The 11,353-nt window shown below is 52.4% G+C and carries 12 protein-coding genes and 1 pseudogene; 5 read left to right on the forward strand and 8 right to left on the reverse strand.

Annotation, left to right across the window (positions count from 1 at the left end):
- The first annotated feature begins 3 nt into the window (after positions 1-3).
- Positions 4-429 carry a F0F1 ATP synthase subunit epsilon gene (locus HMPREF3052_RS05825; protein ID WP_003683708.1) on the forward strand — a complete coding sequence of 142 codons (426 nt, stop codon included), beginning with the start codon at positions 4-6 and terminating at the stop codon, positions 427-429.
- A gap of 367 nt (positions 430-796) precedes the next feature.
- Here HMPREF3052_RS05825 and HMPREF3052_RS05830 read toward each other — a convergent pair whose 3' ends face one another.
- The 6 genes from HMPREF3052_RS05830 to HMPREF3052_RS05855 all read right to left on the reverse strand — a co-directional run bounded on the left by HMPREF3052_RS05830 (position 797) and on the right by HMPREF3052_RS05855 (position 5,719).
- Entirely contained in the window at positions 797-2,509 is a 1,713-nt protein-coding gene (locus tag HMPREF3052_RS05830; RefSeq protein ID WP_070749116.1) for a flotillin family protein, read from the reverse strand.
- A gap of 189 nt (positions 2,510-2,698) precedes the next feature.
- Positions 2,699-3,391, reverse strand: a complete 693-nt coding sequence (locus tag HMPREF3052_RS05835; protein WP_070749118.1) for a transglycosylase — start codon at positions 3,389-3,391, stop codon at positions 2,699-2,701.
- A gap of 84 nt (positions 3,392-3,475) precedes the next feature.
- On the reverse strand, positions 3,476-4,039 hold the full coding sequence (locus HMPREF3052_RS05840; protein ID WP_070749120.1) for a hypothetical protein: 564 nt from the start codon (positions 4,037-4,039) through the stop codon (positions 3,476-3,478).
- 78 nt (positions 4,040-4,117) lie between these two features.
- The gene (locus HMPREF3052_RS05845; protein WP_070749122.1) at positions 4,118-4,783 is read right to left on the reverse strand and encodes a YqiJ family protein; all 666 of its coding nucleotides are present in this window, start codon (positions 4,781-4,783) and stop codon (positions 4,118-4,120) included.
- Positions 4,784-4,941: 158 nt separating this feature from the next.
- Positions 4,942-5,424, reverse strand: a complete 483-nt coding sequence (locus HMPREF3052_RS05850) for an OsmC family protein (protein WP_070749123.1) — start codon at positions 5,422-5,424, stop codon at positions 4,942-4,944.
- Between the two features lie 67 nt (positions 5,425-5,491).
- On the reverse strand, positions 5,492-5,719 hold the full coding sequence (locus HMPREF3052_RS05855) for a hypothetical protein (protein ID WP_070749125.1): 228 nt from the start codon (positions 5,717-5,719) through the stop codon (positions 5,492-5,494).
- A gap of 128 nt (positions 5,720-5,847) precedes the next feature.
- On the opposite strand from HMPREF3052_RS05855, the gene HMPREF3052_RS05860 reads away from it, so the two are divergent.
- Together HMPREF3052_RS05860 and HMPREF3052_RS12125 are read left to right on the forward strand one after the other, a co-directional pair.
- Positions 5,848-6,192 (forward strand): hypothetical protein, encoded by a 345-nt coding sequence (locus tag HMPREF3052_RS05860; protein WP_070749127.1) that lies wholly within the window; start codon positions 5,848-5,850, stop codon positions 6,190-6,192.
- Between the two features lie 221 nt (positions 6,193-6,413).
- Positions 6,414-6,679 (forward strand): annotated as a pseudogene (locus HMPREF3052_RS12125) (PepSY domain-containing protein).
- Between the two features lie 87 nt (positions 6,680-6,766).
- On the opposite strand, the gene HMPREF3052_RS05870 reads toward HMPREF3052_RS12125, so the two are convergent.
- Positions 6,767-7,426, reverse strand: coding sequence for a PspA/IM30 family protein (locus HMPREF3052_RS05870; protein ID WP_070749129.1), 660 nt, complete (start codon positions 7,424-7,426; stop codon positions 6,767-6,769).
- A gap of 53 nt (positions 7,427-7,479) precedes the next feature.
- The gene (locus HMPREF3052_RS05875; RefSeq protein ID WP_070749131.1) at positions 7,480-7,980 is read right to left on the reverse strand and encodes a hypothetical protein; all 501 of its coding nucleotides are present in this window, start codon (positions 7,978-7,980) and stop codon (positions 7,480-7,482) included.
- Positions 7,981-8,161: 181 nt separating this feature from the next.
- On the opposite strand from HMPREF3052_RS05875, the gene polA reads away from it, so the two are divergent.
- Both polA and HMPREF3052_RS05885 read left to right on the forward strand, forming a co-directional pair.
- Positions 8,162-10,957, forward strand: coding sequence for a DNA polymerase I (gene polA, locus HMPREF3052_RS05880; protein WP_070749133.1), 2,796 nt, complete (start codon positions 8,162-8,164; stop codon positions 10,955-10,957).
- Positions 10,958-11,002: 45 nt separating this feature from the next.
- On the forward strand, positions 11,003-11,353 hold a 351-nt coding region (locus HMPREF3052_RS05885; RefSeq protein ID WP_141756614.1), incomplete at its 3' end, for a tetratricopeptide repeat protein.

Here is an 11,353-nt window from a genome sequence, read left to right on the forward strand (position 1 = left end):
GGCATGAGCACCATGCAAGTTGAAGTGGTTAGTAGCGAGCAAAACATCTATTCGGGCGAGGCCAGCTTTGTGGTGGTTCCGACCGTTCAAGGTGAGCTTGGTATTTATCCACGACACGAGCCGATTATGAGTTTGGTACGCCCCGGCGCATTGCGTTTGACTGTTCCGGGTGAAGCTGAAGAAGTGCTGGTTGCCGTTTCCGGTGGCGTTTTAGAAGTACAGCCTGATAAGATCACAGTATTGGCAGACGTTGCCGTCCGCAGTACAGAAATGGATCAGGCGCGTGCTGAAGCAGCTAAAAAAGCAGCCGAAACAGGTGTTTCTGAAGCCAGAGACGAAAAATCTTTGGCCGAAGCGCACAAAGCATTGGCAGCTGCCATTGCCCAGCTGAAAACTTTGGATTACCTTCGTTCGCAAAAAAACAAGTAATGTGGGTTCATCAAGAAAAAGCACAACGAAATGTTGTGCTTTTTTATTTGTCTGAAGATAAGCGGCTTGATATTGAAATGTCGATAGATGAGTAGATGGCAAGTTTGAAATCGAAATGGTAGAACCGGCTTTTATGATTAAATTGTTGGTGGGTCATTGTCGAAGCAGCTAGCCTTGTGAGTCATTTAAAATAGCCTGCCCAATCTTTTTATCCTCAAAAATAGATTAGATGATTCCTAATTTATCGCAGCCGCAACAGATTTGAATTTATCAGTATTGAAAATATTAGCGTTTTTCTGAGCTCGCATACAAAAAAGGCCGTCTGAAAAGTTTCAGACGGCCTTTAAATCATTATTGCGGCATTCGTTTATGATTGGTCGATGGTTTTATCCAGTCCTTGGGTCAGACCGTTGATGTCGCCACCATTCAGTCCCAACTCTTTCAAGAGACCGTCAACCAACGGGGCTTGGCTGCGGTAGCGCAGGGCACTGTTGACCATTTGGTCTGCAAGGCTGGCTTGTGTGGTTTGTCCGTCCGACACGCCTTCGGAGCCGTTGGCAGCGCCGCTGAATCCGCCCAAGCCGTTGACTTGCAGAATCTTGATGTCGTCGATGTTTTCCATCGGGCGCACGGATTCGCGGATGATGTCGGGCAGGTGTTTTAAGAGGGCGAGGCGCACTTGCATTTCGACTTGCTCGACGCTCAGGACGTTGGCGGCTTCGTTCACGGCACGGGTACCTTCGGCATCGACTTTGTATTGCTGCTCTTGCGCTTGTGCCAGCAGGACTTTGGCATCGGCTTCACCTTTGGCTTGCAGGCGTTGTTTCTCGGCTTCGGCTTCGGCGGCGATGCGCACGGCTTCGGCACGGTCTTGCGCGGCCTGTTTCTCGGCTTCCGCAGCGACGGTAAGCGAAATCGCATCTTTTTGCGCGGCTTCTTCGGCGGCAATCAGCTCGACGGCTTTGGCACGTTCGGCGCGTTCGGTTTCGCGCACGGTAATCACGCTCTCTTCTTCACGCACGGCGGCGGCACGGGCTTTGTCGGCCTCGGCTTTGGCTTCGGATTCGGCACGCGATTTCTCGGCAACGGCGATGGCGCGGTCTTGTTCGGCAAGCTCAATAGCTTTGCGGCGTTCGACCTCCGCCTGCTCGACGGCTTGGGCTTTGCGGATGTCTTCGTTTTTAATGTCGCGTTCGGCGGCGATGCGTTTCAAATCCACTTCGCGTTCGGCGGCAATTTTGGCTTCTTCCGCTTCGCGTTTTTTCTGCGCTTCCTGCTCAGCGATGCTGGCTTCCTGTTCGGCGCGGCGCACGGCGATTTCGCGTTCTTGTTCGAGTTTGGCGTATTCTTCTTCGCGCGAGATTTTCAAGCGTTGCTGCTCGGCTTCGAGGTTTTTGGTTTTAATCGCCAAATCGGTGTCTTGTTCGATTTCGTTACGTTTTTTGCGGCGGCCTTCGATGGTTTCGGTCAGTTTGGTCAGACCTTCCGCGTCAAAGGCATTTTGCGGGTTGAAAAACTCAAAGCTGGTTTGATCGAGGCCGGTCAGGGAAACGGTTTCGAGTTCGAGGCCGTTTTTAAACAAATCTTCGCTGACGACTTGTTGCACTTTTTGAACGAAATCAACACGTTTCTCGTGCAGCTCTTCCATCGCCATTTCAGCGGCAACGGCGCGTAGGGCATCGACGAATTTACCTTCGACGAGGTCTTTCAATTCGTCGGGCGACATGGTTTTCATACCCAGCGTTTGCGCTGCGGTGGCGATGCTCTCGGCGCTGGGTTTGACGCGGACGTAAAACTCCGCCATCACATCGACGCGCATCCGGTCGCGGGTAATCAACGCCTGCTGCGCCGCGCGGCGCACTTCGAGGCGCAATGTGTTCATGTTGACGGGGATGATTTCGTGCAGCACGGGCAGCACCATCGCGCCGCCGTTCATGATGACTTTTTCGCCACCGAAACCGGTACGGACGAAGGAGACTTCTTTGCTGGCGCGGCGGTACAGGCGGGTGAGGATGAGACCGAGTACGAATAGCGCGACGAGTATGACGCCGGCGATGATGCCGATGGAAACTAAGTTCATGGGTTTTCCTTTCTTGTTGTCGATATACCCTTGAGGGGCGTGGGTTCAGACGGTTTTTTTAGGGTTTGGGGTCGTCTGAAAAGGTTAAAAATCTGGGGTTTTAAAGGTACTCGGATTCTTGAATCCGACAATTTGGGTTATGTGCAATACGGCTGAAGCGGAACGATTCGTCGGATTCTTGAATCTGACCTACCACGTTTTCTGTTGTTGTGCATATTTTTGGAACAATTTTGCCAACCCATTCCAGCAGTAATATGCAGCGCATCCCGACAGTACGGTTAGGATGAAGATAAAGCAGAAAGTAGCAGGCTCAATTCCTTCAGGCAATACCATTTGGCGCAGAAGCGCATACAGGCAGAGCAAGATGGTTGCCGACCATAACAGTGCAAAAATAAAGCTCCATATCAGCCGCCCTACCGTTGCGCGGACTTCGGTATTTTTCCGTAGCCGGTAATCGGCAATCAGCCGTTTACCGCGCAAATATGCAGACACACCCGCCAAGCCGCTAAAAATCAGGCAAAAAACCACCAATCCTATGTTTTGTTTATCGAAAATGATGCTTGCAAAAAATAAGGCGAAAAATGTTTCAAGCGTCCATATTGCCCAATGAATGGCGGGGTAGCGGATTTGCGGGTTTTCAGACGACCTGAACCAGCCTGTCAGTCGTCCGCCGAAATAGATACCGTACCACGCCCCTACCGACAATAAGGCGACGAGTATCAGATTTGCAGGTTCACTGCCCGCTCTGGTCAGACCATACAAAGCCGTTACACCCGACAGAAACGCGGCAAGCCACAATATTAAGGCCGCTGTCCGTTTCAGCCATAATGCTGCCGAGTTGGATTTTTCCAAACTTGGCTCGTTGTTAAGAGAGTTATCCATACAAATTTGTTTTCCTGATTATTGTTTTGTGTTTTATCAATATTCTTGGGTGTTTCTTTTTTCGCAGTCTGATAGCTGGGTATCTTACCTTGAATTCCACTGCCAACCTGTTAATTCAATAAATGCGTTTTGGGAAGTTGTTGTACAAATATTGTGTCTTCCTAAGCCCAGCAGCCTGCCGATTAATGTTGTTCCTTTGCGTTCGGTAATTAGACTGACTCCAACGATGTTCCGTATATGGTCAAACTTCCTGTAAGCTCCATCATGTCCGCCTTGATAACGGATGCGTCCGAATGCACCGTAAATAATCAATTTTTCGTGATCAATATAAATCGATTTCCGGGTAGTCAGCCCGCACCACCAACGTTCCACGCGCCACAACCACAATAGCGTGAGTACAATAGCCAGCAGCCAAGTCATGTGGCTTGAAAACGATGGATCCATCCATTTCACCGTCTTCAGCCAGACGCCGCCCACGCCGATGAGGCCGAACAAGAAAGCAACCAAGGGTTGAAACAACAAACCTCTAAATAACGAATGTTTAAACAGCAGCCCGTCGCCGACAACGATAACCCCTCGCGGCAGCTTGTTTTTCAACGCTTCGATACGGGATTGCATATCACGCCCAGACTGCGCCAAATGATCCATATCTATCCCCGTTTTGTTTTTCTAATCTGATAAAAATGATGCTTCATTGCAAACCGACGTTTATCTTTTCAGACGACCTCAATCCACCAAACTCCCGCTCGGATTCAAAATTGCCTTAAACGTATTTCCCTCCAGCGACACCAGCAACACCGCGTCGCCCTGTTTCAACACTTCGTCAGAATCCGGTTCTGCCATCACATAATGCTGTTGACCATATACATCCTTCACCCGCACCTGCGCCGCGCTGCCTGACCGTGCTTCGCCCAGCACCACTGTGCCGATGCGTCCGATTAGGCTTTCCTGCGAAACGGCGGTGGTTTCGTCTTTGGGCATGATTTTGTACAGTCCGCCCGCCGTCAGGCGCACCAGCGGCAGCGAAATGAACCACACGGCTACCGCCGCCAGCCATCCGTTCAGATAGCTGCCGAACACGGCGGCAAAGGTCGTCTGAAACAGGTAGCCCGTCAATCCGTACACGGCAAGGAACACCACCATCAGCATCAACACCGGCACGCGACCGACATACAGCCAGCTCAGAAACCTGACGAACACGCCTGCGTCCGCAGCGTCCAGCCCGACTTCGGCGTGCGCGGTTTCGGTCAAGCTGTCGGGCAGCAGGTTGTCCAGCCAGTCGCTGATGCCGCCCGCCAGCATGGAGATGACTTCCAATACGCCGAGCAAAACCATCAGCGCGATGGCGATGCCGAAGATTTCCGTTTCGGGGGCGTTGATTAAATTCCACATATTCCGTTCCTTGTTCTATCAACTTTCAGACAACCTTAAATAGACAAATAATACTTCTAGAATCGAGGTCTGGATTCCCGCCTGCGCGGGAATGACGGCATTAGGTATGTCTTATTTGAATTTGACCTATCCGTGCATCCCAAACAGACATTCGGTTTTCAGACGACCTCTCCGCTCTCAATTTCGGCGCGGCATTCAATCGGAAAGTTGACCGAGTTGGCGATGAAACACAGACGGTGCGCTTCGTGATGCAGTTCCAAAGCCTTGGAGCGGTCGTTTCCTGCGGCGATGGTAACGCACGGCTTCAACACGGCGGAGACGAAACGCCCCGCGCTCCCATTCCCGCCTTCGTCCATCACCGCTTCGGCATGATCGGTGTAGGCGGTAACGCAGATGCCCGCGTTGGCACACAGGTGCAGGTACCATAGTTTGTGGCAGGCAGAAACGGCAGCCAACAGCATTTCTTCGGGGTTCCAGCGGTTCGCATCGCCGCGGAAGGCCGGGTCGGCGGAACCGTGCAGGTCGGGCTTGCCCTCGGCGGAAACGGTAAAGTTGCGCAAATAAGCGGTGTAGGATGAAGTGCCTTCGCCGAGATTGCCCGTCCATGTTGCAGTGGTGCGGTAGGTGTGTTTTTTGCTCATTTTGACATTCCTTTCAATCATTTACTGTTCGCGGTAATAAGACCGTATCAGCCTTAAAACGTCGGTTCTATTCGAGCCAGAAATAGGCAGATACGCCGGCTATCACGCTGATGCTCAGCCACAGCAGGATTTTGGTTTCCGCCCATACGTCATCCCAATACCGCCCCCGCAGCGCGCTGATGATGTCGGGTGTGCAATAGAATTCGACGCATTCTACAAATTCGTCCCAATCCTTAAACATCACAAAGTAAAGCAATACGGCGGTTAGCAAACCGATCAAAATGGCAAAAATCATCAAATTCCCCTATTTTTCAGACGACCTGTGTGTATCGTAAAGAAAGGTCGTCTGAAACCGCTCCTAACTTTTCCCTAAGTCCTGCGTGTTTAAATGTCTATACCGACAACAGACGCAAAGGGAACGAAATGAAACATTCTCAGTCGCAATATACAAAGCCGTCCAAACCGCTTTTGAAAAAATTGCTGCTTCCTGTCGCCGCTGTTTGCGCCATTTTTCTTGCAGCAGAAGGTTTCGACCTTTACGAAGACTACGCCCAATACCGCATGGAGACAGATCCCGCGTTCGCGCAACACCACGACCGCGCTTTGTCCATCCTGCATAACAGAGGCTACGAAGTCCACGATTTCGACACCGACCTCTATTGGGCAAGACCCGTTTTGGAATTTGAGGCCTACAAAGGCAGCTTGGAATACAAAATCGTGATGTCTTATCCCGATTTGAACATTCTCGTAGAACGCGTCGATTTATAATCCGCTTCCGAATATTCTTTACTTACCCCACGTCCCAAAAGGATACGACATGAAAAAACTTTTACCGGTATTACTCTTAGGCAGTATCGCACTGACCGCATGCGCCGCCCCTTATCCTTACGACTATTACGATGACGACTATCGTACCGACCGCTACGAGCAGCGTTATGACCGCTATGATGATCGTTACGACGACCGCTATGAGCGCGATTACGACCGTTATGACGACTACCGTTACCGCGACGGCAAGTATTACGATGACGACTACATCGAACACCAAATTTACAGCGATCCGTCTTTCGAACAAAAACGCGCACAAGTGATGCGGATTCTCGAACGACGCGGCTACCAAGTGCACGAAATCGAAGCCGATGACCGCCGCGGCCGCCCCGTATTGAAAGCTGAAGCCTTCAAAAACGGACGCGAATACGACATCGTTTTCTCATGGCCGGATTTACGGATTATCAGCGAACGCATCGACTACTGATTTGTTCCGCCATACGCCGCATGGACAAGCTCCGCGCGGCGTTTTTTTTTCAGACGACCTTTCCGACAAAGGAGGTCGTCTGAAAACTTATTTCCCCGCCTTCAACGCCGCCAATCGTTCGGCAATACGGTTGTTGCGGCTCAAGTCTTCCAATTCCTTCAATTTTGCCAACTGCGCGGCATCGGTGCTGCTGTGTACCGCGTTCTGACGTCCCATCACGCGGTCGAAAGCGTTGCCGCTTTTTTCGGCATCACGGGCGATGCGGTTAAGGTCGCTGCCGCCTGCCGCTTTGCCTGCGCCCGCGCTTTGCTGCGCGGCGCGCCAGTCTTGTAACTGCTGCATCTCGCGTTTTTTCGCCTGCAAGGCGGCGATAAAGCCCTCAAGTTCTTTTTCCTGCGCGGCGCAGTCGGCGATGGTGTTTTCCAAAACAGGCAGACGCGCTTCGATGTCCATTTGTTCGGCGATGCCCGCTTCGGCAAGGTCGTCGCGCCCCGCGGCTACGGCGGCTTGCAGGTTGGCATCGATGGCTTCGTGGCGGTTGCTTTCGGCCGCCATTTTCTTGGCGGCAAGGTGTTTCTGCGCCAACACTTTGCCCAATTCGGCACGCACTTCGTCCACCGCCCGCTCGATTTCGCGGATGCTCTCGTTCATGACCGCCTCAGGCGCAAGGTTTTCTGCCGCATCAATCAAGGCATGAAAACCGCCGCTTACCAGACGGCCTACTCGGCGGGATAGGGTTTCGCTCATTTGGATTTTCCTTTCACTAAAATGTGTTTGTTTCATTTGGTATGGCGGCAGTCTTAAACTTCATTTGCCTGCTGTACAATCTTTGCTAGTTTCAAAGTGTTTTCAAGCTGTTGCAGCACGGTATCGTCGTATGCCGCGCCTTTGCCGGTTACGGCGAGTTGCAAGATGCTGTCCGTGAGGCGGACGATGCGCCACATCAGTTCGCGCTCGTATTTTTTCAAATCGTCGAGGTCGGCTTCTTCGGGCAGGTCGGCGGCGAGTGTTGCGCCCAAGTCGGGAAGCTGTTCAAACAATCTCGCTACGATATGTGAATGCACTCCGGCCTGCTTTTCTGCGTGCAAGATTTCGTGTTTTGCTGCTTGTAAAAATTGCTCCTGCGCCGTCAGTGCAGAGCCGTAATCGCGTGTCTGCGTATGCGCCAAGCGCGCCAGCTTGAGCAATTCGCGGATTTTTTCAGACGGCGTATTCGCACCTTCGATTTTGAGTTCGGCAATAAAATCAGCATCTTCCTGAGTGATGCGCACACTAATTGGGATACGGTTCGTTGCATTCATATTCGTTTGCTTTGGTTTGTATTCATTTGAATACAAATATATAAGATGGGATTCTGAGACGCAATACCTGAAACCGTATATTTATGTAAACATCAGGCCGTCTGAAACTTGATTTTCGGTTTTCAGACGGCCTTTTCCTTTATAATCCGTACATTATTTTCATACACACAGCAGGTTCTCCATGTCCAACAAACCCACACTCCTTCTCGTTGACGGCTCTTCTTATCTTTACCGCGCCTATCATGCTATGGGGCAGAATTTGTCTGCGCCAGACGGTGCGCCGACTGGAGCGATGTATGGTGTGTTGAACATGCTGCGCCGGCTGCGTGCGGATTATGTGCATGACTATTGCGCGGTGGTATTTGATGCGAAGGGTAAGAATTTCCGCCACGAGATGTTCCCCAACTACAAGGCGACGCGTCCGCCGATGCCGGACGATTTGCGCCCGCAGGCGGAAGCCTTGCCGGATTTGGTGCGCCTGATGGGCTGGCCTGTGCTGGTGATTCCGCAGGTAGAAGCGGACGACGTTATCGGCACTTTGGCTAAGATGGCTAGCGAAGCAGGGTGGAACGTGGTGGTATCTACCGGCGATAAGGACATGGCACAGTTGGTAAACGAGCGTGTGACGCTGGTGAACACGATGAGCGGTGAAACGCTGGACATTGAAGGCGTGAAGGAAAAATTCGGCGTACGCCCCGACCAAATCCGCGATTATCTCGCGCTGATGGGCGACAAGGTGGACAATGTGCCGGGCGTGGAAAAATGCGGCCCGAAAACGGCGGTGAAGTGGCTGGAAGCCTACGGCTCGCTGGCCGGCGTGATGGAACACGCTGCCGAAGTCAAAGGCAAGGTCGGCGAAAACCTGCAAGCCGCTTTGGAACAACTGCCGCTGTCGTATGACTTAGTAACGATTAAAACCGATGTGGATTTGCACACCGAGCTTTCAGACGGCCTTGAAAGCCTGCGCCGCATTACGCCGAAATGGGCGCAGCTGGTTGTCGATTTCAAACGCTGGGGTTTCCGCACTTGGTTGAAAGAGGCGGAGAGCCGTATGCACGAAGCGCAAAACACAGATTTATTCGGCAGCGAGCATATCGGCGAACAGGCAGCATTGGCGATGGAAATACAGCCTGAAAAACAACCCGAACTTGCCCCAGCCCCTGAAAAACTGGATTATCAAGCCATTACCACCGAAGCGCAGTTTGCCGCCTTGTTGGATAAATTGTCGCAGGCGGACACAATCGGCATCGACACGGAAACCACGTCCCTAGACGCGATGAACGCCTCGTTGGTCGGCATCAGCATCGCGTTCCAAGCAGGCGAAGCGGTTTACATCCCCGTAGGCCACAGCCTGACCGCCGTACCCGAACAGCTTGATTTGCAAGACGTATTAGGCCGTCTGAAACCGCATTTGGAAAACCCCGCCCTGAAAAAAATCGGGCAAAACCTCAAATACGACCAACACGTTTTCGCCAACTACGGCATCGCCCTGAACGGCATTGCCGGCGACGCCATGCTTGCTTCCTACATCATTGAGAGCCATCTTGGACACGGTTTGGACGAATTGTCCGAGCGCTGGCTGGGCTTGGAAACCATTACCTACGAATCGCTGTGCGGCAAAGGCGCGAAGCAAATCGGTTTTGCCGACGTCGCCATCGGGCAAGCGACCGAATACGCCGCACAAGATGCCGATTTTGCCTTGCGCCTCGAAGCGCACCTGCGCGCGCAAATGGACGCCAAACAGCTTGAAATGTATGAAAAAATGGAGCTGCCCGTCGCGCAGGTATTGTTCGAAATGGAACGCAACGGCGTGCAAATCGACCGTGCCGAACTCGCTCGCCAAAGCGCGGAACTCGGCGCCGAGCTGATGAAGCTCGAACAAGAAGCCTACGCCGCCGCAGGCCAGCCGTTCAACCTCAACTCGCCCAAACAGCTTCAAGAAATCCTGTTCGACAAAATGGGCATTCCCACCAAAGGCCTGAAAAAAACCGCCAAAGGCGGCATTTCCACCAACGAAGCCGTGCTCGAACAGCTCGCGCCTGACTACCCCCTGCCCAAAATCATCCTGCAAAACCGCAGCCTGGCAAAACTCAAATCCACCTACACCGACAAACTGCCCGAAATGATTTCCCCCAAAGATGGCCGCGTGCACACCACCTACGCCCAAGCCGTCGCCATTACCGGCCGCCTCGCCAGCAACAACCCCAACCTGCAAAACATCCCCATCCGCACTACCGAAGGACGCCGCGTACGCCGCGCCTTCACCGCACCGCAAGGCAGCGTCATCGTTTCCGCCGACTATTCCCAAATCGAGCTGCGCATCATGGCGCACCTCTCCGGCGACAAAACCCTCATCGCCGCATTCCAAAACGGCGAAGACGTACACCGCCGCACTGCCGCCGAAGTATTCGGCATCGCCCCCGAAAACGTCTCGTCCGAACAACGTCGCTACGCCAAAACCATCAACTTCGGCCTGATCTACGGCATGGGCCAATACGGCCTTGCCAAATCATTGGGCATCGACAACATCTCCGCCAAAAACTTTATCGACCGCTACTTCGCCCGCTATCCCGGCGTCGCCGAATACATGCAGCGCACCAAAGAACAAGCCGCCGCACAAGGCTTTGTCGAAACCCTGTTCAGCCGCCGCCTCTACTTGCCTGACATTCACAACAAAAACGCCAACGCCCGCGCCGGAGCCGAACGTGCCGCCATCAACGCCCCCATGCAAGGCACCGCCTCCGACCTCATCAAACGCGCCATGATAGACGTGTCCCGCTGGCTTTCAGACGACCTCTTACAAAGCAAACTGATTATGCAGGTGCATGACGAATTGGTATTGGAAGTACCCGAAGCCGAACTGGATTTGGTCAAAGAAAAACTGCCGCAGATTATGGCGAAAGTGGACGAAGGGATGTTGAAAGTGCCGCTGGTGGCGGAGGTTGGCGTGGGGAGGAATTGGGAAGAGGCGCATTGAGATGGTACGGCGTTTAACCGATTGTTTTGAGAAAGGGATAAAGTAATGAATGTTTGGAGTTTAATTAACGAAGGTGTAGCGTTATTCAAAAACAAAAAATTTGACGAAGCGATTGAAAAGCTGAATCAGGCTTTAGATGGAATCGAAGATAAAAATAACCAAATTCAGCAACAGAACGATGCCCAATATTGGCTGGGCCGCTGTTATTTTGAACAGGCGATGCAAGCAGTAGGAGGGGATTCTGAACAGTTGTTTAGGCAGGCAGTTGAGCATTTCCAACAGTGGTTGCGTCTTACCAAACAGTTGAAGGATGAAAACGGTATTCAGAAACAAATCAATGCCCAATATTGGCTTGGCCGTTGCTACTTAGAGCAGGCGAAGAAAGCCCAAGGCAAG

This window comes from Neisseria sp. HMSC056A03 (assembly GCF_001815685.1).
Lineage (GTDB): Bacteria > Pseudomonadota > Gammaproteobacteria > Burkholderiales > Neisseriaceae > Neisseria > Neisseria subflava.

Excerpts from the sequence above, each read along its gene's own strand:
- HMPREF3052_RS05825 (WP_003683708.1), top strand. The coding sequence starts at position 4 with ATGAGCACCATGCAAGTTGAAGTGGTTAGTAGCGAGCAAAACATCTAT.
- HMPREF3052_RS05830 (WP_070749116.1), bottom strand. The coding sequence starts at position 2,509 with ATGAACTTAGTTTCCATCGGCATCATCGCCGGCGTCATACTCGTCGCG.
- HMPREF3052_RS05835 (WP_070749118.1), bottom strand. The coding sequence starts at position 3,391 with ATGGATAACTCTCTTAACAACGAGCCAAGTTTGGAAAAATCCAACTCG.
- HMPREF3052_RS05840 (WP_070749120.1), bottom strand. The coding sequence starts at position 4,039 with ATGGATCATTTGGCGCAGTCTGGGCGTGATATGCAATCCCGTATCGAA.
- HMPREF3052_RS05845 (WP_070749122.1), bottom strand. The coding sequence starts at position 4,783 with ATGTGGAATTTAATCAACGCCCCCGAAACGGAAATCTTCGGCATCGCC.
- HMPREF3052_RS05850 (WP_070749123.1), bottom strand. The coding sequence starts at position 5,424 with ATGAGCAAAAAACACACCTACCGCACCACTGCAACATGGACGGGCAAT.
- HMPREF3052_RS05855 (WP_070749125.1), bottom strand. The coding sequence starts at position 5,719 with ATGATTTTTGCCATTTTGATCGGTTTGCTAACCGCCGTATTGCTTTAC.
- HMPREF3052_RS05860 (WP_070749127.1), top strand. The coding sequence starts at position 5,848 with ATGAAACATTCTCAGTCGCAATATACAAAGCCGTCCAAACCGCTTTTG.
- HMPREF3052_RS05870 (WP_070749129.1), bottom strand. The coding sequence starts at position 7,426 with ATGAGCGAAACCCTATCCCGCCGAGTAGGCCGTCTGGTAAGCGGCGGT.
- HMPREF3052_RS05875 (WP_070749131.1), bottom strand. The coding sequence starts at position 7,980 with ATGAATGCAACGAACCGTATCCCAATTAGTGTGCGCATCACTCAGGAA.
- polA (WP_070749133.1), top strand. The coding sequence starts at position 8,162 with ATGTCCAACAAACCCACACTCCTTCTCGTTGACGGCTCTTCTTATCTT.